Source organism: Staphylococcus cohnii subsp. cohnii, assembly GCF_002902365.1.
Lineage (GTDB): Bacteria > Bacillota > Bacilli > Staphylococcales > Staphylococcaceae > Staphylococcus > Staphylococcus cohnii.
In genome coordinates this window covers 244,258-270,121 of the sequence record NZ_PPQC01000046.1, presented here as the reverse complement: position 1 = coordinate 270,121, position 25,864 = coordinate 244,258, and the positions used below count along the sequence as shown (strand labels likewise).

Sequence of the window (25,864 nt, the reverse complement as noted above, 5' to 3'; positions counted from 1 at the left end):
CATCTTTTGAGTTTGATATTTTTGAATGTAATTTGCATTATTATTAAAAGTTCGTTAGGCTCATGTTTGTAATTTAATAAATGTTTTTGCTAAAAAATTACACTAATTAGCAAAGTTTTTACATATTTTACTAACAATAAGGGGTGTCTATTGTGAAAAAAGAAAGAGTAAAAGTAATGGATTGGACGACCTTTATAGGGTCTTCATTGATATTACTTATTGCAGTTATTCCGATGATGGTTTTTCCTAAGGCCAGTCAGGATATAATAACGCATTTAAATGAAGTCGTGTCGAGTACACTCGGCTCAGTATATTTATTGATTGGACTTGCGACGTTAATATTTGTACTATACATCGCATTCGGTAAATATGGTAATGTTACGCTTGGTAAAGCGACAGACAAGCCAGAATTTAATAATTTTAGTTGGGCAGCTATGTTGTTTTGTGCTGGAATTGCTTCAGATATTTTATACTGGGGCGTTATTGAATGGGCATTCTATTATCAAGATCCACCACATGGCGGTAAAGGAATGACGGATAGTGCATTGAATTACGCTACTATGTATGGCATGTTCCATTGGGGTCCAATTGCTTGGGCTACATTTGTACTGCCAGCATTAGCAATTGGTTATCTTGTTTTTATCAAGAAAAAACCAGTTTACAAAATCAGTCAAACAATGAGTCCGATCTTAAGAGGTCAGACAGATGGCATTATAGGAAAAATCGTTGATATTCTATTTATCTTTGGTCTGCTTGGTGGCGCAGCTACCTCACTAGCACTTGGTGTACCAATGATTTCTGCAGGTATAGAAAAATTAACAGGTATTGGAGACAGTATGTTGATGCGTAGTATTATTCTATTCACAATTACAGCTGTCTTTGCATATAGTTCTTACTCTGGTTTGAAAAAAGGAATTAAAGTTTTAAGTGATGCAAATGTTATTTTATCTTTTGTATTATTAGGTTTTGTATTTATTGTTGGACCAACGGTATTCATCATGGAAACCTCAATTACAGGTATGGGTAACATGATTAAAAACTTCTTCCAAATGGCTACATGGATTGAACCATTTGGTGGTATAGGTGGTCGTAAAGAAACGAATTTCCCACAACAATGGACGATTTTCTATTGGTCATGGTGGATTGTATATGCGCCATTTATAGGCTTGTTCATTGCACGTATTTCTAAAGGGCGTACACTTAAAGAAATTGTGCTTGGTACAATCATTTATGGAACGTTAGGATGTGCACTGTTCTTTGGTATCTTTGGTAACTATGCAGTTTATTTACAAATCACTGGTTCATTCGATGTGATACATTTCTTAAATACGCATGGCACAGAGGCTACTATTATAGAAGTTATGCATCAATTGCCGTTCCCTAATTTAATCATCGTGCTATTCTTGTTATCTGCATTCTTATTCTTAGCAACAACATTTGATTCAGGTTCTTATATATTGGCTGCGGCTTCTCAAAAGAAAGTCATAGGCGAGCCGTTAAAAGCAAATAGATTATACTGGGCTTTTGCACTATGTCTATTACCATTTGGATTGATGTTAGTAGGTGGGGAGCGAGCTTTAGAAGTCTTAAAGACAGCTTCTTTATTGGCAAGTGTTCCTCTGTTGGCTATATTTGTCATGATGATGATTTCATTCTTAAGGACATTGTCCGAAGATAGATTGAAGCTTGAAGATAGAGCTGAAAAATATAGAGAAGTAGAAAGACGTTCGTTACGCATAACACAAGTAAGAGAACGTAGAGAAAATGATAAATAAAAAAGTAACAAGCGCAGCAAAATCTTATTTTACGGTAAGATTTTGCTGCGCTTTTTTTATAATAATTACTATTAGTCAAACTTTGTAAAGTATAGGTATTCGTCCTGTTTCAATACATATGAACACATACTTAAAGCTGAGACAGTTCATTATGTCTCAGCTTTTTGTTAGTCTTTTTTTTCTGGAATTGGGAAATATTTAAATATTTCACCGGATTCTAATGCATTGCTTAAATTGTCTAGCCATTCATAATAAGGCAAAGTATCAAGTAATTGTTGTTTAACTTCCTCTGCTTCCGATTTTGTAGCTTCATCTGCTTTGTTGTTATCAATAATCTTATCAAGTATAGCTACTGCATCGTGAACGCCTTCTGAATTAATAACAATCTCCCGACGCCATTTGCGTGAAAAGAAATTACTAAAGAAATTAAAGAAATCCTTTTCGGCGACAAAATGTTGTTTTCTACTTCCACGTGTGAATTGTTGTTTAACAATATCAAATTCTTGAAGTCTTTTAACGCCAGCACTCATGCTGGGTTTGCTCATTTGTAACTGTTCTCTCATTTCATCAAGTGTCATACTGTCTTCAAAAAACATTGTTCCAAATAAGTTTCCTACACTTCGATTGATGCCGTATAGATCCATAGTTTCACCTATGGCATTAATAACGATATCCTTAGCTTCTTCTAATTGATAATCAGGGTTGGTCGAATGTACCAATTGTCCACCTCCGTTCAAGTCCATATATAGTTAAGTGAAAAATAAATAGTGAGTTCCTATAGTTTACATTCCATACTCAAAAGATGCATGTATAAACCCCTATCATATTTAAACACATTTGACACTTTTTCAACTACTATGATAACATAAAGTTCATAAAATTCGTTAAATAAAAATTTAACAAACTTAACGGAGGTAATTTTAATGGAACTTGTAGATCATTTATCTCGTCTTCAATATATAGATGGAGAATGGGTAGAAAGCTCAAATAAGCAAACGAGAGAGATTATTAATCCATATAATCAAGCAGTTATTTTTGAAGTAGCAGAAGGAACTGCAGAAGATAGTGAACGTGCAATTTTAGCAGCAAGACGCGCTTTTGAAGAAGGAACATGGGCTAATGAAACAAGTGAAAATAGAGGCAAGAAAGTTAGAGCAATAGCTAATTTAATTGAGACACATCGTGAAGAATTAGCGAAACTTGAAACGTTAGATACAGGTAAAACATTAGAAGAATCTTATGCTGATATGGACGATATTGCAAATGTATTTAACTTTTTTGCTGGGTTAGCAGATAAAGATGGAGGAGAAATTATTGATTCTCCAATCCCAAATACAGAAAGTAAAGTCGTTAAAGAACCAGTAGGAGTAGTAACACAAATCACACCTTGGAATTATCCTTTACTTCAAGCATCTTGGAAAATTGCGCCAGCATTAGCGACTGGTTGTTCTTTAGTAATGAAACCAAGTGAAATTACACCATTAACAACAATCCGTGTGTTTGAATTGATGGAAGAAGTTGGCTTCCCTAAAGGTGTTATTAACTTAGTATTAGGTAAGGGTTCTGAAGTAGGAGAACCATTATCATCACATAAAGATGTCGACTTAGTTTCATTTACAGGTGGTATTCAGACAGGTAAACACATTATGAAACAAGCGGCAGATCATGTAACGAATGTTGCTTTAGAATTAGGTGGTAAAAATCCTAATATTATATTCGCTGATGCAGACTTTGAACTTGCAGTTGATCAAGCGCTTAATGGTGGCTTTTTCCATGCAGGACAAGTTTGTTCAGCTGGTGCCAGAATTTTAGTAGATAACAAAATTAAAAACCAATTTGAACAAGCATTAATTGAAAGAATCAAAAATATTAAATTAGGCGACGGCTTTAACCCAGAAACTGAAATGGGTCCAGTAATCTCTGTAGAACATAGAGAAAAAATAGAGAAATACATGGAAGTAGCTAAATCAGAAAATGCCACTATTGCAATAGGTGGTAAACGACCAGAACGTGAAGATTTACAAGATGGCTTATTCTTTGAACCCACAGTGATTACTGATTGCGATACTTCAATGCGTATCGTTCAAGAAGAAGTGTTTGGCCCTGTTGTAACAATCGAAGGTTTTGATACAGAAGAACAGGCAATCACACTAGCTAACGATTCTATTTATGGACTAGCTGGCGGTGTATTTACTAACGATATTGGTAAAGCAGAACGTGTCGTTAATCAATTAAGAATGGGCACTGTTTGGATTAACGATTTCCATCCATATTTTGCACAAGCACCATGGGGCGGATATAAGCAGTCAGGTATTGGTAGAGAACTTGGAAAAGAAGGTCTAGCAGAGTATCAAGTTGAGAAACATATCCTTCGTAACACAAATCCAGAGCCTGTGAATTGGTTCGGTAAAGCGTAACGTTAATCACTAAAATTAACTATGAATCTTAGAAATATATATCAGGAGGCTATATAAAAATGAGAGAAGCGTATGATTATATTATTATTGGAGGCGGCAGTGCCGGATCAGTATTAGGTGCGAGAATTAGTGAAGATGTATCTAATAATGTACTTGTACTTGAAGCAGGACGCAGCGATTATCCTTGGGATTTATTAATCCAAATGCCAGCTGCTTTAATGTATCCAGCAGGCAATAAGCTATATGATTGGATTTATGAAACTAATGAAGAACCACATATGGATGGTAGAAAAGTAGGTCATGCCCGTGGTAAAGTGCTTGGCGGTTCAAGTTCTATTAACGGCATGATTTATCAAAGAGGTAACCCAATGGACTATGAAAAATGGGCAAAACCTGAAGGCATGGAGAATTGGGACTTTGCACATTGTTTACCATACTTTAAGCGTTTAGAAACAACATTTGGTTCAAGTAAAGATGATCCATACCGTGGCCATCATGGTCCAATTAAGTTAAGAAGAGGTCCAGCAACAAATCCACTATTCCAAGCATTTTTCAATGCAGGTGTAGAAGCGGGCTATAATAAAACACCAGATGTTAATGGTTTCAGACAAGAAGGATTTGGTCCTTTTGATAGCCAAGTTCATAATGGTCGTCGTGTTTCAGCTTCAAGAGCTTATTTACATCCAGCTATGAAACGTAAAAATTTAGACGTACAAACACGTGCTTTTGTTACTAAATTAAATTTTGATGGAAATAAAGTAACTGGTGTTACATTCAAGAAAAATGGTAAAGAACATACAGTTAATGCTAAAGAAGTTATTTTATCAGGTGGTGCAATTAATTCACCACAATTATTACAATTATCAGGTATTGGTGATTCAGAACATTTACGTTCTGTAGGTATCGAACCTCGTTTACATTTACCAGGTGTTGGAGAAAACTTTGAAGATCATTTAGAAGTATATGTACAACATGCATGTAAACAACCTGTATCATTGCAACCAAGTTTGAATAAATTGAAGATGCCATTTATTGGTTTGCAATGGATATTAGGTCGTAAAGGTGCTGCGGCATCCAATCATTTTGAAGGTGGCGGCTTTGTTCGTTCTAACAATGAAGTAGATTATCCAAATCTAATGTTCCACTTCTTGCCAATTGCAGTGAGATATGATGGTACTAAAGCGCCAACAGCACATGGTTACCAAGTACATGTTGGTCCAATGTACTCTAATTCACGTGGTCACTTGAAGATCAAATCTAAAGATCCATTTGAAAAACCTGATTTTGTCTTTAATTACTTATCTACTGAAGAAGATAAACGTGAATGGGTAGAAGCAATTAAGGTCGCTAGAAATATCTTGTCTCAAAAAGCTTTAGATCCCTTCAATGGTGGAGAGATTTCACCAGGACCTGAAGTTCAAACAGATGAAGAAATTATCGAATGGGTAAAACGTGATGGAGAAACAGCATTACATCCATCTTGTAGTTGTAGAATGGGACCAAAATCTGATGAAATGTCAGTAGTTGATCCTGATACATTTAAAGTACATGGTATGGAAAATTTACGTGTTGTAGATGCTTCAGTTATGCCACGTACGACAAATGGTAATATCCATTCTCCAGTATTAATGATAGCTGAAAGAGCTGCTGATGTAATCAGAGGTAAAAAACCATTAGCACCTGAACATATTGATTATTATCGTCATGGTGTACATGATAAAGATGCAGGAACAGTAAAATAATTTATACGTTATGACATTATATAGCACAATCCCTTTTTCATTCATTGTGAATGAGAGAGGGATGTTTATATTTAATGTGTTGAATTGAGAGTAACTGCTGTAAAGTGCAGCCTCTTTAAATTATGAAGTTTAATGCGTTTAGACGAAAATATGTTTACTTGATACTTTAGCGTATCAGTTAAAGTGATTTTGCATTGTGCTGACGCCCTGGGGATAGTATGAGTGAGAGACTACAGGCTCGAGCCATATCCCAGGCAAGCATGCACGGTCAAAATCGCATATGATTCTTATATCAAAAGTTCCAATTCTTTATTACTTATGATTTCAGGCTGATTCATGTTATTAATTTTATAAAATAAGCACTTCATCAATATATTAGAGGGAATGAATTGCTTCAAATGAGCCTTTGCTTTTGTATCTTGATAAATATTCCAAACGATTTTGCAATCGTGCTGACGCCCGGGGAAATGATATGAGTGAGAGACTACAGGCTCGAGCCATATCCCTAGGCAAGCATGCACGATCAAAATCAGAAGATTTTAAACAATATAAAGAGGACAAATCCATTGTTAAGGATTTGCCCTCTTATTTTGAGCATAAGCATGTATATCCATGCCCTTTGCATCATACAATATTTATTGGTTTTTAGTAATTAAATCAGCGATTGCTTTAGAAGCATTACCATTTTCAATTGAACAAAAATCGTTATAAAACTTATTGATTTCAGCTTTATAGTCATTTTCAATTTGATCTAAGTGTTGTAGGTCCTCTGCTAGTTTATATGCATCTTGATAAATAGGTCCCGGTAAATCTTTGTGATAATCTAAATAGAAGCCTCTTAAATCCTTGGCATATTTATCTAGGTCATAAGCAAAGAAGATTTGAGGTCTTTTTAGCACACCATAATCAAACATTACTGAAGAATAATCTGTGATTAAACAGTCAGAAATAAGATATAATTCTGAGATATCACTATAATTTGATACATCAATTGCAAAATCTTCATAACCTCTTAAATCTAATGCGTTAGCGATAAGGTAATGCATTCTTAATAGAATAACATAGTCATCACCAATTTTTTCTTGCAAGTTATTTAAATCGATTTTTAAGTCGAATAAATATTTTCCTTTTTTGACAAATTCATCATCACGCCAAGTTGGTGCGTACATAATTACTTTTTTGTCTTCAGGCAAGTTTAAGTTTTCTTTAATTTCTTGAATGTAAGCTTGATCATTTGCACGATTAACTAAGACATCATTTCTAGGATAACCAATTTCAAGTATTTTTTCTGGCGGCATCCAAAAAGCTGTTTCAAATTTCTTAGATGAATAAGCGTTTGGAGAGATAAGATAATCCCATCTGCTTGTTTCTTCCTTGAAATTACGTTTATAGTTATCAGTTGTTGTTCCAGGCATACGGATGACTTTCATATCATTTGCTAAACGTTTTAAAGGTGTTCCATGCCAAGTTTGAATATAAACTTGGTTAGCTTTTTTATTCAAGTATAAAGGTAGTCTCGCATTTGTTACCCAGTATTTCGCGCTAGCATATGCTTCATAGTATGCTTGTGAACCTTTTTTAACTTTTTTAGCAGGTCCTGGTAAATATACTTGATCAGGTTTTCTGAATACCCAAATAAATTCATAGTTTGGATGGTATTTCATCATATATTCATAGATATACTTTGGACTGTCACTATAATTTTTACCACCAAAAGCTTCGAAAATGATTGTGTTCGGCTTAACTTTGTTTTCATTATCTGTAAGTTGATATAATGAACGGTTTTTATTTTTTCGACGTAAAACAACATTTTTGGCTAAGCGAGCACGCTTTCTAAATCTGTTAACTTTAAATGCTGGTGTTTTCTTATTAAACATAAGCATTAATGATTCTAAAATAAATAATGGTTTTTCACTCTTGAATATTGTAGTCATTAACTGTCTAGTGACTTTTGGTAAAAGTTCGCTATTTGATTCATATCTTTCTGGTGTTTTTCTTAATGACGGTTCAAAAGAATCTCTATATAAATTCTTCATTTTAGTTTTTATGAATTTTTTATTTTCTTTTAAAGGCGCACGTTTTACAGCGTCGGAAAAGCTATATACATAGTCATTAAAAATAATATTGAAATCTTGAGTTGATAAAGTCGGTTTTTCAAAAGGATCATAGATTTCTCCTTTAATATAGAAAGGGAATCTACTGATTCTTACAAAACCATTAGAATATTTAATAAATTCTAAGACGAAAGACCAATCGATAAAGATATCTAAATCTTCATTGAATTTAATATTATGTCCACGCATGATAGCTGTTTTAAAAACAATGTTACAAACAGAATGTTTACGCAGAAACTGATTTGATTTTGTTTTAGTGTTTAAATATTGCACTTTCACTAAATTTTGGTCAACGTATTGTGGCACATCTAAAGTGAAAGAATGAATAGGTGCAATTAAAGCATCGTATTGATTTAAATGTTTCATATAAAAAGCGAGCGCGTAAGATGCAAGATAATCATCAGAATCTATAAATATAAAATAAGGTGATGTTACTGCTTCTAGTGCGGTGTTTCTTGCGTAAGCATGTCCAAAGTTTTGAGTTAAATCAATTTCTTTAATTGAGATGTTCCAATCTTTGATTGTTTCAGTCGCAATATGTTTTGAATTATCAGTTGAACCATCGTTAACTAATATTAATTCAAAATCTTGGAATCTTTGATTTTTTAAGCTGTTTAAGCATTTTTCAATATAATCTTCTGAGTTATAATAAGTTACAATAACAGATACAGATTTCATTATTTTACCTCTTTCTCCATTAACTCTATTTATTATTTGAATAGCACACATCGTCTGCTAATGTTCAAAATAATAGGGTGTTTTTTTAAAAAGCAATTTCACCGTTTGGAGTTAAAACGGATTATTTTAATTTTACTATAATATAAATATATATTCAAAACATCAACTATTGTTTAATCTTAATTATACTATATATGACTTATTGAGAAAAAATATTTTTCTTAGTTTATTCATTGTTTTGATAAATCAAAAACTTCATTATAGGAAATTCATGGGTCGAAGTAATGTTGTTCTCAAACTTTAAAAATCATTAAAATTTTAAACAGATGATTTGTAAAATATAACAAATTGCGTATAATTTGATTTTGTAAAAAAAGACTAAGGAGAATTTTGAAATGAAAAATAATGATTTTGAAGATGTTGTATTAAATAGAAAATCTGTGAAAGTGTTTGATGAGCAAGTTAAAATTCCTAGATCAGAAATGGATGAGATGATACAAAAGGCAACCAAAGCGCCATCATCTGTGAATATGCAACCGTGGAGATTTTTAGTGGTTGAAAGTGAAGCAGGGAAAGAAAAATTGAAACCACTTGTTCGTTTTAATACACGCCAAAACGATACATCCGCAGCTATGGTTATTATATTTGGCGACATGCAAAATTATGAATATGGAGAAGATATTTATCATAATGCAGTTTTAAATGGTTATATGCCTGAAGAAGTAAAAGTTGAAATGTTAGGCAAAATATTGCCCTTATATAAAAGTTTAAATCGTTCAGAAATGAATGATATTATTAAAATTGATAGTAGTTTAGCAGCAATGCAATTTATGCTCGTTGCTAGATCTTATGGTTATGACACAAATCCAATTGGTGGTTTTGAAAAAGATCAAATTGCTGAAGCATTCGATTTAGATCCAGAACGTTTTGAACCAGTAATGATTGTTGCAATTGGAAAGGCTAAAAATCCTGGACATGAATCATACAGATTGTCAGCAGAAACTGTTACAAAATATGTTTAAAAATTATAATTTTGATAAAATTCGTCTAATTATTAGTAATAATTTCAATAGTAAATAGATTATTATTGAGGTGTAATATTGACCTAAATATGAATTTGCATTTTTAAAAGGACAAAAATTATAAGTTAATAAAAACAAAAAGAGTTTATACGTAAAATTTGATACTCAAAAAAAGCGCGCGAGTCCAACTAGGGTTTGCGTGCTTTTTTAAAACGTACTTACTACACAAAAAACATTAAATTCATTTGAATATATGTAATAAAAGCTTAATTATTTAAAGTTTGTTATGATATAAATAGTTTATAAAGGTATGAAACGATTGAATTTATAATTCTAAAAATATTTCAACAATTTATATTGTATGAAAGGGGGTATAGGTGTTGAGATATAAAATTTTACTTCCTTTATTGTTTTTATGTTTTATCGTAGGTAGTGCCTGCTGTTTATTAAATATTAAGCATTTGAACCATAATGTTTCATTTTATGCAGTGGGAGATAACTTAATTCATCCAGTAGTATATAATGATGCTTCGGTGCACAATGGAAATTTTGATTTTAAACCAATGTATCGTCATTTAAAAAAAGATATTGAAGCTTCAGATATAGCTTATATAAATCAAGAATCTCCCATTGGTGGAGATAGTAAAGGTTTGTCTGGATTTAAGCGATTTAATACACCAGAAGCTTTAGCAAAAGATTTATCGAATACAGGGTTCAATTTAGTGAACGGTGCTAATAATCATGCATTAGATCAAGGGACGAGCGGACTTATGAATGAAATTGCACTATGGAAGCAATTCGATGATATTGAATATTTTGGGACATACAATTCGCAAAACAATAGAGATGAAATCCAAATCATGAATAAAAACGATATTAATATAGCTTTATTGAGTTATACATATGGCACGAATGATATTCAATCTTATAAACCATATTACATTAATTATTTTGATGAAAAACAAATTAAAAATGATGTGGCTAAGGCTAAAAAACAAAGTGATGTTGTCATCGTTTCAGCGCATTGGGGTAATGAAGGTAAACATAACCCAAATAAAACACAAAAGAAATTCGCGAAAGTGTTTGCGGATGCTGGGGTAGATGTAGTGATTGGGACACATCCCCATGTCATTCAACCTGTGAAGTGGGTTGAAGGTAAAGACAATCATAAAACACTAGTGGGTTATTCCCTGGGGAATTTTTTGAATGGTCAAGCAACAGGTGATGAAAACAATGTATTGGGAGGCAATTTAACGTTCAATATTGAAAAGTCTCCGAAACAAACTAAAATTAATCAGGTTAAATGGAAATCACTGGTAACACATTATGAGCTGGAACCTACGTTGTATAAAAATAAGAAACAAAATTTTAAAATGTATCCATTGAATCAATATAATAATGAATTGGCACATAGGCATGGGTTAAATCAAACAAAGCAAGGTGACGTTAACGTACAACGCTTAGAGCAAATCACTAAAGCACATATTGATCCTGCATTTTTAACAGAAGAAAGTTTCTGATTATTAACTGTTTATAAAAGCAAAACATATATTTTTAAACATAAAAAGAAGAAGCATAATCAATTCACATATTTTGATTATGCTTCTTCTTTGATTTACATATATTTATTTTACTTGCTTAGCTAAATTTGTGATGTAATTAAAGAAACTATCATGTTCAACATGATGTACCACAGAAACTAATCGACCGTTTTCTTCATCGATGTATGTACTTCCTTGACTAGGGCCATCAATATGAACAGAAGTTTTAACATCATGTTGTTTTACTAAGTCTGGTTTACCTATGTAAGCAGTAGTTAAGACATCCCATAAGAAATATGTAGAATTTGTTTGGAAATGTGTGAGTGGAGGCACTGCAGCATAACTTACACCTAAAAAATCAACACCGGTATACGCGCGTTCGTTTGCCCACATTTGTCTGATATCCCAAGTCATAGGTACTTGATTTGTACTTTCTAAAGCGACCATATCAATTTTTAGTGTTGTATCAAAAACAGTTTTAACTGCTTCAGGATCCCAAAATGAATTCCATTCAGCTGTACCATCATGTTCGGGTTCTTCAACATTACCTTTATCTAAAAACGTTCCTCCCATCCATACTAAGCGTTCAATGTTATTTACGAGTTTTGGTTCGATAGTGATAGCTTTAGCTAAATCCGTAAGCGGTCCAGTAAATAATAACGTGACTTTTTCATCGCTTGCGCTTACTTTTTCGATAATATCTTCATATGCTGTGTGTTTTAGCAATTTGGAGTGTTGCGAAGTAGGTTCATTCAGTATAGGTAAAGCATCCATAAAGAATGCATGCATACGCCAATCTTTAGGAAATGGGTTTTTGCCGCGTTCTTTCGATGCTGCTACGTGGATAGGCGTTGATGAAAAACGATTTATAATTTTTTGTGAAGCACTCACAGCTGGTTCTACATAGCTATCAGCGCCAATTGCACTGACACCAATCAAATCAACTTCTTCCATTTGAATTAATAAAAAAAGTGAGACTAAATCATCTACACCACCGTCATGGTTAAAATAAACTTTTTTCATAAAATGTAATCCTCCGAATTTAATGATTTTTAATCATTATACCAAACTCAGTTATTAGAAATAGTTCATTCAACAAAAGTTCATAAATCTTAAGAACGCTATATTAATAGTCATTGAGTAGGAAAATTCTGAAAATAGAGAATGAAAGTGTTTATATATACGCGTAAAGGTTATGTTATATTATATCTATGGAAATAAATAAGGGGTGTTTTTATTTGTGAAGTTTAAAAAAGAAAAAGTGAATCATGTAGATTCTAATCAAGCTAAAAAAGGTGTAGTAGCAACGGGGATAGGTAACGCAATCGAATGGTTTGATTTTGGATTGTATGCACAATTGGCAGTAGTTATCAGTGCGAATTTCTTTGGTAATTTACCACAAGAAATGCAAATTGTGTCAACCTTTGCCGTCTTTGCTTTTGCATTTATTGTAAGACCAATTGGAGGAATATTTTTTAGTCATTTGGGAGATAAATATGGTAGAAAAATCGTTTTATCTACAACCATTTTATTGATGGCTGCCTCTACATTAATGCTAGGTTTGTTACCAACGCAAGAACAAATTGGAATATGGGCACCAATACTCTTATTAGTAGTTCGAATGATTCAATCATTCTCTACTGGTGGTGAATATGCAGGAGCAATGACTTATATTGCTGAAACATCTCCAGATAAAACAAGAGGTAAATTAGGTAGCGGACTTGAAGTTGGAACACTTGCAGGGAATATATTAGCTGCAATACTTGCTGGTACAATGTATAGTTTGTTGAATGACCAACAGATGGCTGAATGGGGATGGAGAATTCCATTTATCATAGCAGCACCATTAGGTATTGTAGGTATTATACTTCGTTCAAGTCTTGACGAAAGTCCGGCTTATGAGTCTACACTAGAAGAACAAAAAGAATTAGAATATTCATATTTAGATATCTTTAAATATTACTGGAAAGATGTTGTCGTTTGTTTTACAGGTGTAGCTTTCTTAAATGTAGCTAATTACATGGTGTTGTCATATATGCCTTCGTTCTTGAATACGACGATTAATTTAGGTGGAACGATGGGCTCAATATTAAGTACGATTACCATGTTACTCATGATACCAGCCGTATTTTTCTTCGGATGGTATAGTGATAAAATTGGAAATAAACGGACGATTATATTTGGTTTAGTAGGCTTCAGTTTATTCTCAGTGTTAGCTTTTTGGTTAATGAGTATACCAATGTTGCCTTTAGTAGTCTTAGGTTTATTTATCATTGCACTATTTATGTCAACATTTGAAGGTGTTATGCCTTCAGTGTTACCAAGTATGTTCCATACTAAAGTTAGATTGCGTACACTATCGCTTGTATATAATATAGGTGCTGCTATTTTTGGTGGTCTAACACCATTTATCCTTTCTACACTAGTAGAAACAACCGGCCAACAAATTGCACCTTCCTACTATTTAATGTTTATAAATATAGTTGGACTTATTATCTTTGTAACAATGTTCAAATCAACATCTAATAAATCTTTAAGAGGATCATATCCTAATGTAGAATCACAGGAAGATTATGAAGATGTGATTCAAAATCCAAAAGATGCATTATGGTGGGAAAAAGAAGTTAAACATGAAAAAAATAGCACAACATAGGGTGACTGAAATCACAGTTTTTCAATTATACATTTTAAAATTTAGAGCTTAAGATTGAGCCTCAAAGATTGCTGATGAAAGTAATCTTTGAGGCTCATTTTATTCTCATATTGTAATTCGTTGGTTATGAATATATTACAAATTAAGAGAAGATGTAAAAATATCAATTATATATGTATTGTGTACACAATTGATTGGATGTATTGATATATTACATTTATTAAAAATGTTTAGTAATTAATTTAAAGCGCAAGTAAAAAACAAAAGAAAAATCAAATAAATAAATTATTATTAAGCCTTTTGTGGTATTATTAAAACAATCAAAGTTAATGGGAGGTTGAAGGGTATGTCTAAAACAGTAAAAATTATTATCTCAGTTGTAATTGGTGTGCTTTTAATTGCCGGTATTGGGGGCACCGCTTATTACTTTATTACCAAAAATACACCTAAAAACACATATTTATTGAGCGAAAAGGAAACAGCTAACCAATTTCAAGAATATGCTAAGGATCGATTTGAAAATGAATTTAAATTTCAAGATAAAATGAAAGATGAATCATACTTAATCGATTTAAAAGCAAATGCTGATGTTCCAAAAAGTTTATTAGAATCATCAGGTATTCCTAAATCTGTCGCGGATGCTTCTGAAATAGGATTGACAGTGGGACACGATCCTAAAAAAGAAAAATCAGTTTTAGCTTTAAATCCAACGATAGCTGACAATGAAATTGGGAAGTTTCAATGGGCAGCAGACAAAGATAATCAATATTATGCATCACCATTGTTTAATGATATTTACAAAGCTAAAAATGACGAACTTGTAGACGTTTATGAAAAAATAACTGGAGATACATCAAGCACAACAGGTAAAGAGAGTGTATTGACAAATGATACATTAAACTTAAACTCATTATTATCAGGGTCTCAAATTTCACAAAAAGATATAGAAAAAATAAGTAGTAAATATACAGATGTTGTCATAGATAAATTAGACAAAGATAATTTTGAAAAAGAAAATGCTACGATTGATGTAGATGGTGATGAAAAAGATGTTAAGAAAGTAACATTGAAACTTAGCAAAGGCGAAACAAAAGCAATCGTGAAATCAGTTTTGGAAAAAGCTAAGAAAGATAAAGATATTAAAAAAATTGCAGAAGATCAATTCAAAACAGAAGATTATGAAGATAAAATTGATGAAGCTATACAAGAAGTGAAAGATCAAGATAAAAATGATTTTCCAAGTATTAAATCTGTGATTTGGGAAGAAGATAATCTGATTTTAAAACGTGAATTAACTGCTAAAGATAAAAATGATTCAGAGGTGAAATTAACAGGAACGAATCAAATTGATGATGACAAATTAGCTATGAATTATAAAATTACTGCAGATGATACTGAGCTATCATTGAAAGGTAAATCAACAAAAGACGATGATAAATATAAAGATAATTATACTATTGGAGCTAATGAAAGTTACAAGAAATCTACGATAAAACTATCAAACAATGAAACTCAAGATGGTGACAAACGTACAGATAAAGGTAAAGTGAGCGTCGATGCAAATTATCGCAAAACTGAATTTGAATATAATAATAATTTAGAAACCGACGTGAAAAATAATACGCAAAAACAAGATTTCGAATTAACTACAGACGTTCAATATCAGCCAGTAACATTTAATATCAAAGGTGAGACAAAACTTAAAGACGATATTAAATTTGAAAAATCAGGTGCTAAAGATTTAAATGAATTGTCCGATAGTGATTTGAAAAAATTACAAAAGGAAATTTCTAAAAAAACAGAAGCTATCGTTAAAGATTTAGCAAAAGATTTTAAAAAATAACTAAAAGGAGAGTGGTAAAATGAAAACATTACAATTGTTTCGCATTTACCACTCTTTTTTATTAAAAAAATGGTATTTACAACTATATTTATTAATTATAGTTGTAGGGTTATTTGCTACTTTAATAGTGATTCAACAATTAAATCAAGATAATGAGAAATTTAGAATTGGTGTTGTTGATAAAGATCAGTCTCCAGAAACGCAAATCATATTGAAATCGCTAGGTGACGGTGCCAATTTGGGGAAGGATATTAGTATAAAAAAGTATAATCAAAAAGTAGCTGAAAAAAAGTTAGAAAATAAAACTTTAGAGGGTTATTATGTTTTTGAAAAAGGCATGACACATGATTTTTATAAAAATGGAAGTTTGCCCATTTCAGTACATACATATGATAAGCAATCGACAAAAAGTCTAGTTATTAATCAGTTAACAGATTCAGTATATCAAAGACTCATGCTATCGATGGGTGGCGGTCTAACTTATACAACATTGTCATCACAAAATGATAAAGACCATACATTGATGCTACTCACAGATTTATTGTTTACGGGACTAAACCGTACTGGTGCATTTAATTATGAACCTATACATATATATGACAGTGTAAGTTATTATGTGATTACAACTTATTTAGCGTCTATTTATATTTTCGCTTTGTCATTATTTACCATTTTGAAAATGAACCAAACGACGGCGTTGTGGTCAAGGCTAAGCATGCATCATTTTTCTTTTGAAAAATTAACGCTGATAAGAAGTATATTCACGCTGTTTTATACAGGATTATGGACATTTTTCGGTGCGCTTTGGTTGATTAAATCCATACCTAATCAATTTGAAAGTTATAATTGGTTAACGATTGTAATTCAACTTAGCTACTATGTCTTAATGATTATTATTTGGTTAACCATTATTGATTTAATTGCTTTTAAATGGATGAACTATGTACTAAAAATTATATTGAGTACATTGATTATTGTATTATCGGGGATGACGATACCAACAATTTATTTTAAACATTCTATTTTGGGTATGGTTGATTACTTACCGTTTAGTTTTGTAACAAATCAAATGCTAGAAATTGTATTGAATAATTATATTTTAGATGTACCAATAACTTTTTATAGTAGTCTATTTATATCTATTTTTATCTTAGTTCTGATAGTGATTGGGAGGTATCGCTCATGATTCAACCCTATTTCTTCATAATTGTAAAAAAACAGTGGAAACAACATTTAGCCTTTATCTGTATCTTATTACTCTCTTTAATTGCTATATGGGGTGTGTATAAAACGTTAAATAAATCATTTCAAATTCCTGTGGCAGTACAAGATTTAGATCAATCAGCTGCTTCAAAAAGCTTAATCAAAGGCATCACAAGTAACGAATACATTACTAAAATCGAAGTGCCAATAGAAGAAACATATTTGGATGAATATATAGAAAAAAAAGAAGCAATTGTAAGTTTACAAATACCGGAAAATTACAGTCAACAGTTACATGACAATCGTTTGAAGGAAAGTATTTTATTATATGGAAGAGATGACTTTATTGGTGATATTACTTTAGAAATCATAAGTATGTCATTATATGAACAACAGATACCTAATATCGTTAAAAGTCATCTAGATGATAATGGTGATCGTACATCCTTGACGAGAGTGAATAAAATGTTGGATGACAAGACGCCTCAATCGCAAATTGCACATTATTTTGTGAAGTCACATTCAGAAACTTCTATATCATTGAGCGTTATTTTTGCGATATTGTTGTGTATCAGTAGTGTGCAAATTATTTTACACCAAAGGTTAAAACAGAACGGTCCGTTGATTAGAATTTTTTTAGTACAATTTAGTCAGTTGAAATTGTATGTTACATACATACTTTTACATACGATTTTATTGTTAATGATATTAATTATAAGCGCATTATTGTTTCATCAGTCGCTATCATGGATATTTTATTTAAAATCACTTTTCATCATTGTAATATTTGAAGCAGGTGTTGCGTATCTATTATTTAAAATTAACACACTGAGTCATAGGTTATTTATGACGTTTATATATGCGCTTGTCATGAGTGTGATTTATGTCTTTATACAAATTTAGGAGTGATGGGATGATAGCATTAAAACATGTGCAGAAGAAATATCATAATAATATAATTTTTCAATCTCTAAATATGAAATTTGAAAATCAACAATTAACTGTGCTATTAGGTGAAAATGGTGCTGGCAAATCAACATTATTAAGAATGCTTTCGGGGTTAGAGCAACCCGATCAAGGTGAAATTACGTACTTTGGAAAAAAGTTATCTAAAAAGCAACTACAAGCAATGATTGGATATGTCCCACAAGATATTGCATTATTTGAGCATATGACTGTCGCAGAAAACATCAATTGTTTTAAAGCTTTATGTAAAAACGCAATATCAGACGCGCTAATTACAAAATATATGGAACAATTAAATATCGATGATTTGGACGTTACGGTTTCTCGTCTATCTGGAGGGACAAAACGTAAAGTAAATGTATTAATTGGTTTATTGAACAACCCACAAGTTCTCATATTAGACGAACCTACGGTAGGCATAGATTTGAAATCAAGGTTTGATATTCATAATTTACTGAATCAAATGAAGCGAAACTGTTTGATTATATTAACAACACATCATTTAGATGAGGTAGAGGCATTGGCAGATTGTATTAAAGTTATAGGTGTCGATCCTTTTTATAAAAAAGTATTATCAGATAAACAATGGCAATTTGAAAGTTATCAAAATTAACTTTAGTTTCAAGATAATTCGAGCCTTCACTCCTGAAAAAGCACTCGCAAGGTGAATTTCAACCATTCGCTTTGTAAGTGCTTTTTAATTTTTATAAAGGTCAAACACCTAAAATAACAACGTTGTTATTTTAGAACAAAAGGTGTATAATATGAGTTTATGAATACGTTTTCATAAAATTGGTTTGACTGGGGGACTTAAATTGTCATTTATGAGTGAGCATTTACCGATAATATCACTTATTATTGGCGTAGCATTATTATTATTCTTAAATATTAAATTAAAGATTAACAGTATTTTTTCTTTGATTTTTGCAGCTATTGCTGTTGGCTTGTTGAACGGTATGAAGCCGATGCTAATATTAGATACAATTAAAGAGGGATTAGGTTCAACGTTAGGTAGCCTCGCGCTTATTATTGGTTTTGGTGCAATTTTAGGTAAGTTAATGGTTGACTCTGGTGCGGCGCAGCGAATAGCTACCACGTTAATTAATAAAATTGGTGCAAAGCATGTACATTGGGCATTGATTATTATTGGCGCTGTCTTCGGTATTTCTGTATTTTATGAAGTAGCCTTTATGATTTTAGCTCCTTTAGTGATTAGTATTGCAATTGAAGCTAAAATACCATTTATGAAATTGGCTATTACTATGGTTGCCGCAACGACACTTTCTCATAGTTTATTTCCACCTCAAGCAGGTCCTACTGCATTGGTAGATGCTTATCAAGCTGATATGGGAATGGTATACATTTTAGGAATGGTCGTCTTTATACCTGGTGTAATGATTGCAGGTATTCTTTTACCCAAAATGATGAAAAATTTAAATTATCCTGTGCCACCATTGTTACAGAAAAATAAAGAATTTAGTGAAAGTGAAATGCCTAGTTTTGGAATGAGTTTATTAATACCATTAATTCCTGCTATTTTAATTTCACTTTCAACAATATTAAGTATGTTTATAACTAAAGACACTTTATGGCATGAAATTGTATCATTTTTTGGGAGTGCAGAAATTAGTCTTATAATCGCAATTCTTACATCAATTGTTGTCTTTGGGTTAAGAAAAGGTAAAAAGATGGATGAATTGATGAAATCTTTTGAAAGTGGATTGAAAGGTGTAGCAACAATTATATTTATTGTTGGCGCTGGTGGTGCATTTAAAGAAATCATTTTAAAAGCAAATGTGGGTGATTATATTGCGGGAATTATGCAAAATACAAATATTTCACCACTAATCATGGCGTGGTTAATTACTGCACTTATTCGTATTGCTACAGGACAAGGCGTGGTGTCAGCAATAACTGCAGCTGGAATTGTAGGGCCTTTAATTCCTACTTTTAATGTTAATCCAGTATTGATGGTTTTAGCAACTGCTGCCGGTAGTAACACGATTACGCATGTGAATGACGCATCATTTTGGTTATTTAAAGAGTATTTTAATATAACGATTAAAGATACATTTAAAACTTGGGGACTTTTATTATTTACATCTTCTATTGTTGGTTTGGTCATTGTATTAATCATGGATTTGTTTATGTAAAGTAACAATAGTATGAGCAGAATAAAAAATGGTGATTTGTTCCGCTTTATACCCCTTGTTAGTTATTTGATGTGGCATGTCACTTAAATATATCCTTACCACAGTTGTTAAAATGACTAAATGTATAATTTGAATATTAGTACGAATATTATCTTAAACATTAAATTATGATATGCAAATTGTATACAATGAATTATATGCATCTATTGAAATTTCATAATTTTGATAGATGCCTTTTTGCTTGTTTTAAAGCCTTTTTTAATATTTTTATAAGAAATTATTTAAATAAACCTTTGACTTATTATATTTAAAAGTGTAATATTCATGAATATTAATACAAATATTAGAATAATAATAAGGTTGGTGTATTGAATGAATGCATTATTCGAATTAACAGATCAATATAGTTCAAATAATTATAGTCCTTTGAAATTAGCATTAGCCAAAGGTAAAGGTGCGCAAGTATGGGATGTAGAAGGTAAGCGTTATATTGATTGTATAGCAGGATTTTCAGTAGTAAATCAAGGACATTGTCATCCGAAAATTATTGAAGCATTTCAAGCACAAAGCGAGCAAATAACTATGGCGTCGATCATGTTTTAGAAGATTCATATAATCAGAGTGCTTATTTTAATCAATCGATTTTAACGACAGATACGATCACGAAACATTTGTCTGTAAAAGTAGACATAGATAATCAAACAGTAACAATTGGTGGCACTGCAAAAGGTTCTGGGATGATACATCCTAATATGGCGACTATGCTAGGTTTCATAACGACAGATGCAAAAGTTGATAGTAAGGCATTGAATCAATGTTTACGTCAAACTACAGATCACTCTTTCAACATGATTACTGTTGATGGTGATACTAGCACGAATGACATGGTCTTATGTATGGCAAATGGTCAAGTTAATCATCATTCGTTAGATGAAAATCATCCTGAGTGGCAAAAATTTGTTTATGCTATCAATTATGTTGCACGTTATTTGGCTCAGTCGATTGCAAAAGATGGTGAAGGCGCTACAAAATTGGTGACAGCTAAGGTTAAAGGTGCAATAGATATTCATGAGGCTAGAAAAATAGCGAAAAGCATTGTTTCATCAAACTTAGTTAAAACAGCAATTCATGGTGAAGATGCAAATTTTGGAAGAATTGTAACAGCGATGGGGTACGCATCAAAATATATAGACCCTAATTCAACCAATGTGAAATTATGTCAAGTTTCTGTGTTTAAACAAGGCATGTCAGTAGCATTTGATGAAGCTTATTTAAAACAACAATTGGAAGCAGATAACATCGTTATAGAGGCTACTGTAGGTGAGGGAGAAGGGGACGCTACCGCTTATGGTTGTGACTTATCATATGAATACGTACGCATAAATGCGTCATATAGAACTTAAGAGGTGTTTGATATGGATTACATTGTAATTAAAATAGGTGGAAGCACTTTGACGGATATGCATGATTCTACAATTGAAGATATTATTGCATTAAAAAATCAAGGTTATAATCCGATAATCGTCCATGGAGGTGGTCCTTTTATAAATCAATCTTTAGAATTACAAAAAGTAGACTCAAAATTTAAAGATGGTTTGAGAGTTACTACTGACGATGTACTTTCTGTTACGACCCAAACATTAATTGGTCAAGTGAATCCTAGTTTAGTCAATAAAATCAATCAATTTGGTGTTCAAAGTATTGGTATGAATGGCATAGATGCCCAATTATTTGATATTAAACCATTAGATCTAAAATATGGTTTTGTTGGTGAACCTATTCATATAGATACTAGTGTTATCGCAACTTTAACTCAATCTTTTCTACCAGTCATCGCATCTATAGGTGCTAATAAAACGACGTCTCAAGTATATAATGTTAACGCCGATACACTGGCATACAAACTTGCGCAAGCTTTACATGCACCAATTTATTTATTAAGCGACATCCCAGGCGTTTTAATCAACGAAAAAGTACAACCGTCACTGAATGCGAAAAACATCGAAACATATATTGAACAAAAATTAATATATGGTGGGATGATACCTAAAGTACAAGATGCTGTAAAAGCAATAGAAATGGGGTGCCAAAAAGTGGTTATTGCTGCAGGGAATGAAACACATATTATTCAAAAACTGCAACATGGCCATAATGTAGGCACTACAATCCGTAAATAATATTTACTATGAGTGGCATATACACAATTTTTTAAAAATAATGATATCGTCCTACTCAGATAAGGACGAAATTTTAAAGGTAAATTTACAAGTCGATCATCTCGTGCCCTATATATAAAAAAGCCCAGACATTTACTATGTTCTGAGCTTTTTTATATAGCTAAAGATGATTTAATTAAATCAAAAACTAAAGATTTTTAGAATAAGTTGTTAAAAGTTCACTGTAAAAATCAATGAATTTTAAGTACATATCTTTTTCCACACATTCATCAATTTGATGTGGTTTAATACCAGGGCCAAATACTAAGAATGGGAAATTTTCATCTTTATTTTTTAATAAGTTTGAAGCATCTGTAACGCCACCGATTGGAGAAGCAATAAAGTCCTCATCAAATAGAGATTTAGCTATAGACTGAGCGGTATTAATTAGGCTGTTATCACCAGTAGTAAGAACTGGATCTAGGTCTAAATATAAGTTGCTTGATAAATTTGCACCTTTATCATTATGACTTTTAATTGTGTTTGAGAATAATGCTTTTACTTGTGCGTTATCATATTCTGGAATTGTACGAATATTAAAATCTGCATCAGCCTCTTCAGGGACAGAGTTAACTTGTACCCCACCTTTAATTAATGTATTACTTATAACTAAACCTTGCAGTGCAGATTCTACATCTTCAAGTGCTGTTGTTGCAGGCAATGAAGGTTTAATTCTATCAATAAATTTTGTAAAATCTAATGCTTTTCCCTGAACTTCTTTGGAAATTCTAGCATAAGCGTCATCGATATCTTGTATAAATGAGATCAATGGTTTTATCGCATTTATGCCCATTACAGGCATAGAGCTGTGCGCTGATTTACCATAGGAAGTTATGCGATAATCCATAGAACCTTTATGTGCGTATACCATGATATCTTGGCAAGGTTCTGCTATAAGTAATGCATCAACGTCATCCATATAACCATGTTCATATAAAGTTTGGGAACCAAGTTGTTCCATTTCTTCGCCACTAGTTGCTAAAAATCTAATACGACCCTGTTGCAGTGCTTGAGATTGTTTAATATCAATCAGTGCAATTGCTAACGCAGCAAGTCCTGACTTCATATCTGCTGCGCCACGCCCATATAAAAATCCATCATCCTCAGTAAGCGAAAATGGATCGTATGTCCATTGAGATTTATTGCCTGCAGAAACCACGTCCATATGACCTGAGATACCAATTACTGGATTCCCTTCACCGATTTCAGCAATAAGATTAGCACGTCGTTCATCAATTTTTTGAATTTTTGATTCAATTCCGTAGTTAGAAAATAATTGCTGTAAATAATTACAAACTTCAACCTCATTATCATTTACTGTTTCAATCGCTACAATATCTGATAAGATTTGTACTTTTTCTTCATTAGAAAATGTACTCATTGTGTATCACTCCTTTGTATGTCTAAATTAAGTATACATCTAGAAAAAAAGGTTTTTAAAGCAAAACGATTTTTTTAAAAAGAATATAACAAAATTATTTATATTGTAAAATCTTTAATAATGAAAACAAAATAAACTATATTTGTACTATTACACATTCTGGCGTGTAATGTTGAAAATTAAATATGTGTTACGAATATAGGCAATACATCAATTGGAAAGTTAAATGCCATAACAGTTTGTGAAGTAAAGTTAGAAGCGGTAATTTATAAAGGGATTTAGGTAATGATCAGCATATAGCTTTGAATAGAACATCACTATTTCCAAGGAAATACCATATTCAATATTATAAATTAAATTTATATATTTAAGTGGCATTAATGAATGCATTTTTGAATATGAAAGAAAAGAATGCAAAATAATTATTGTAATATTTCAAATCATTTCCTATGATTTTACCCGTATTTGATGATACGCTAAAGAAGTGGAATTTGGTTCCAAATTATTTTATTTTTTCATATATCTTTTAAATAGTTAAGAGTGAAAATAACAGTGATATATATGGAAATTTTATATAGAAAGGGGATAATCATATTGGCAAAAGTAGCAATTATTGCTGGAGGCAATAAACTTAAATCAAGACTCACAGGTATTATAGATTATGCGGAATCATATTTGAATGCTGAGGGCATCGAAACAAATGTCATCCATGTACATCAATTAGATGCTGAGGCTTTAATTACTGCAGATTTCTCTAATGAATCAATCAATACTACGCATAAAACGATAGAAGATGCAGATGGTATTATTATAGTATCTCCAGTATTTAAAGCAGCTTACTCAGGTATCGTAAAAACATACTTAGACTTATTACCACGTGGAGCATTTACTGGTAAAACAGTACTACCATTAGCTTTAGGTGGCACATTTGCACATGTATTGGCAATCCAATACAGTCTTGATCCAGTGATTAAAGAACTAGGTGCAGATACAATTCATAAAGGCAGATTTATATTAGATAAGCACATCACACAAAATGAAGATGGTAGCTATGGTTATGATCAAGAAGCGAAAGATGGATTAAATAAAACTTTAAAGAAATTTGTCAGCGACAAGTCACAAGTTAAAGAATAAATGTATTTGGAATACGGATTATATCAAAAGTTACGATAAACGTAGTATTAACTATAATATAACTGTAATAAAAAATGAGCACACAGTATCAAAACTTGTAAATTGATATTGTGTGCTCATTATTTTTTATAGCTCATTTAAGTGCCACTGAGCTTGGTTATCTAAGGTTAATTTAAATTCATTTGTCTGAATGCATATGGGATGGGCTTCAGAAAATTGATCAGAGAATAGCCATTTATTATTTTCTCGTGTCAGTAAAATAAAACTGTCATTATAATGATCGCCGATAAAATTTAAATCATCTGGTACAAATGTTTGATTTTCATATGTATTTAAATGATATTTTGATAATGCTTCAAAGACTTCTCTTGTTTCATTACGAACGAACCCAATCTCACTAATTCTTGAAAATTCAGGGTCATCCGTAATATTAGAAATGCGTGCAATGAGTTCAACGACATTCCCTGATGGATCTTGAAAGTAAAATGAATGCGCAACAAAAGATTCGAAATAAGTCGTATGTTTACCATCTTCCATCAATAGAAATAATATATTTTGATAATGTTGTTTCATATCATAAAAATGGTTGTATGGAATATCAATTGCAAAGTGGTAAAATGGTTGGACATCATCGTTTGTTTGTTGAAAACACAAATGAGTCTCTCCAATTTCAACTGTAAAAGCCTCCTGACTAATCATACGAACAGAACATTCTAAAATTTCTTCATAAAATTGGAATGTCTCTTCAAACTCTGAAGTGAATAACTTAATGTTTTCAATTTTCATAAACAAATCCCATCCAATCCTCATGTTTAACATATAAATATAATAAAAAATTTACTTGTACTTTATCAAAATAATAATCAATATGATAATAATAAGAATTTTATATGAAATAATACGCTTTAAGTAACAATAAAGCCTATTTTCAGAAACCATTTAACGCTATTTACTACAACTGAATTTTTTAAAATATATACACAATACATATTTTATTTACAATTGTTTTTGTATTTGTGTACGATA

At 31.8% G+C, this 25,864-nt stretch carries 18 protein-coding genes and 2 pseudogenes; 15 read left to right on the top strand and 5 right to left on the bottom strand.

Annotated elements, in window-relative coordinates; translation table 11 throughout:
• The first annotated feature begins 152 nt into the window (after positions 1-152).
• The gene (locus CD032_RS08980) at positions 153-1,775 is read left to right on the top strand and encodes a BCCT family transporter (RefSeq protein ID WP_103211400.1); all 1,623 of its coding nucleotides are present in this window, start codon (positions 153-155) and stop codon (positions 1,773-1,775) included.
• Between the two features lie 167 nt (positions 1,776-1,942).
• On the opposite strand, the gene cudC is transcribed toward CD032_RS08980, so the two are convergent.
• On the bottom strand, positions 1,943-2,494 hold the full coding sequence (gene cudC / locus CD032_RS08975; RefSeq protein ID WP_103211399.1) for a choline uptake/conversion transcriptional regulator CudC: 552 nt from the start codon (positions 2,492-2,494) through the stop codon (positions 1,943-1,945).
• A gap of 204 nt (positions 2,495-2,698) precedes the next feature.
• On the opposite strand from cudC, the gene betB reads away from it, so the two are divergent.
• Positions 2,699-4,192, top strand: a complete 1,494-nt coding sequence (gene betB, locus CD032_RS08970; protein WP_040030304.1) for a betaine-aldehyde dehydrogenase — start codon at positions 2,699-2,701, stop codon at positions 4,190-4,192.
• A gap of 59 nt (positions 4,193-4,251) precedes the next feature.
• Entirely contained in the window at positions 4,252-5,934 is a 1,683-nt protein-coding gene (gene betA / locus CD032_RS08965) for a choline dehydrogenase (RefSeq protein WP_019469109.1), read from the top strand.
• A 635-nt stretch (positions 5,935-6,569) separates the two neighbouring features.
• On the opposite strand, the gene CD032_RS08960 is transcribed toward betA, so the two are convergent.
• Entirely contained in the window at positions 6,570-8,726 is a 2,157-nt protein-coding gene (locus tag CD032_RS08960) for a bifunctional glycosyltransferase family 2 protein/CDP-glycerol:glycerophosphate glycerophosphotransferase (RefSeq protein ID WP_103211398.1), read from the bottom strand.
• Positions 8,727-9,121: 395 nt separating this feature from the next.
• On the opposite strand from CD032_RS08960, the gene CD032_RS08955 reads away from it, so the two are divergent.
• Together CD032_RS08955 and CD032_RS08950 are read left to right on the top strand one after the other, a co-directional pair.
• Entirely contained in the window at positions 9,122-9,748 is a 627-nt protein-coding gene (locus tag CD032_RS08955; RefSeq protein WP_019469042.1) for a nitroreductase family protein, read from the top strand.
• Between the two features lie 377 nt (positions 9,749-10,125).
• Entirely contained in the window at positions 10,126-11,268 is a 1,143-nt protein-coding gene (locus CD032_RS08950; RefSeq protein WP_103211397.1) for a CapA family protein, read from the top strand.
• A 105-nt stretch (positions 11,269-11,373) separates the two neighbouring features.
• Here CD032_RS08950 and CD032_RS08945 read toward each other — a convergent pair whose 3' ends face one another.
• On the bottom strand, positions 11,374-12,312 hold the full coding sequence (locus CD032_RS08945) for a nucleoside hydrolase (protein ID WP_103211396.1): 939 nt from the start codon (positions 12,310-12,312) through the stop codon (positions 11,374-11,376).
• A 217-nt stretch (positions 12,313-12,529) separates the two neighbouring features.
• On the opposite strand from CD032_RS08945, the gene CD032_RS08940 reads away from it, so the two are divergent.
• The 9 genes and pseudogenes from CD032_RS08940 (at position 12,530) to argB (ending at position 22,284) form a co-directional block, all read left to right on the top strand.
• On the top strand, positions 12,530-13,942 hold the full coding sequence (locus CD032_RS08940) for an MFS transporter (protein WP_103211395.1): 1,413 nt from the start codon (positions 12,530-12,532) through the stop codon (positions 13,940-13,942).
• A gap of 346 nt (positions 13,943-14,288) precedes the next feature.
• Entirely contained in the window at positions 14,289-15,785 is a 1,497-nt protein-coding gene (locus tag CD032_RS08935) for a DUF6583 family protein (protein WP_103211394.1), read from the top strand.
• Positions 15,786-15,804: 19 nt separating this feature from the next.
• Positions 15,805-16,971 carry an ABC transporter permease gene (locus CD032_RS08930; protein ID WP_103211393.1) on the top strand — a complete coding sequence of 389 codons (1,167 nt, stop codon included), beginning with the start codon at positions 15,805-15,807 and terminating at the stop codon, positions 16,969-16,971.
• Positions 16,968-17,891, top strand: a complete 924-nt coding sequence (locus CD032_RS08925) for an ABC transporter (protein ID WP_103211392.1) — start codon at positions 16,968-16,970, stop codon at positions 17,889-17,891. The genes CD032_RS08930 and CD032_RS08925 overlap by 4 nt, the downstream gene beginning before the upstream one ends.
• Before the next feature lie 10 nt (positions 17,892-17,901).
• The gene (locus CD032_RS08920) at positions 17,902-18,567 is read left to right on the top strand and encodes an ABC transporter ATP-binding protein (RefSeq protein ID WP_019469035.1); all 666 of its coding nucleotides are present in this window, start codon (positions 17,902-17,904) and stop codon (positions 18,565-18,567) included.
• 202 nt (positions 18,568-18,769) lie between these two features.
• On the top strand, positions 18,770-20,107 hold the full coding sequence (locus CD032_RS08915; protein ID WP_103211391.1) for a gluconate:H+ symporter: 1,338 nt from the start codon (positions 18,770-18,772) through the stop codon (positions 20,105-20,107).
• A gap of 372 nt (positions 20,108-20,479) precedes the next feature.
• Positions 20,480-20,698, top strand: a pseudogene (locus tag CD032_RS08910) (aminotransferase class III-fold pyridoxal phosphate-dependent enzyme); the annotation flags it as partial.
• Positions 20,692-21,510 (top strand): annotated as a pseudogene (argJ, locus tag CD032_RS08905) (bifunctional glutamate N-acetyltransferase/amino-acid acetyltransferase ArgJ); the annotation flags it as partial. The pseudogenes CD032_RS08910 and argJ, both read left to right, overlap by 7 nt.
• Positions 21,511-21,522: 12 nt before the next feature.
• Positions 21,523-22,284 (top strand): acetylglutamate kinase, encoded by a 762-nt coding sequence (gene argB / locus CD032_RS08900; protein WP_103211390.1) that lies wholly within the window; start codon positions 21,523-21,525, stop codon positions 22,282-22,284.
• Between the two features lie 187 nt (positions 22,285-22,471).
• Here argB and CD032_RS08895 read toward each other — a convergent pair whose 3' ends face one another.
• Positions 22,472-23,704 carry an ArgE/DapE family deacylase gene (locus tag CD032_RS08895; RefSeq protein ID WP_103211389.1) on the bottom strand — a complete coding sequence of 411 codons (1,233 nt, stop codon included), beginning with the start codon at positions 23,702-23,704 and terminating at the stop codon, positions 22,472-22,474.
• Between the two features lie 594 nt (positions 23,705-24,298).
• Between CD032_RS08895 and ssuE the strand changes: the two genes are divergently transcribed.
• Complete coding sequence (gene ssuE / locus CD032_RS08890) at positions 24,299-24,838, top strand: NADPH-dependent FMN reductase (protein WP_019469028.1); 540 nt, start codon at positions 24,299-24,301, stop codon at positions 24,836-24,838.
• Between the two features lie 126 nt (positions 24,839-24,964).
• Here the strand turns inward: ssuE and CD032_RS08885 are convergent, their stop codons facing one another.
• Positions 24,965-25,624 (bottom strand): toxoflavin lyase-like VOC family protein, encoded by a 660-nt coding sequence (locus tag CD032_RS08885; RefSeq protein WP_103211388.1) that lies wholly within the window; start codon positions 25,622-25,624, stop codon positions 24,965-24,967.
• Positions 25,625-25,864 lie beyond the last annotated feature (240 nt).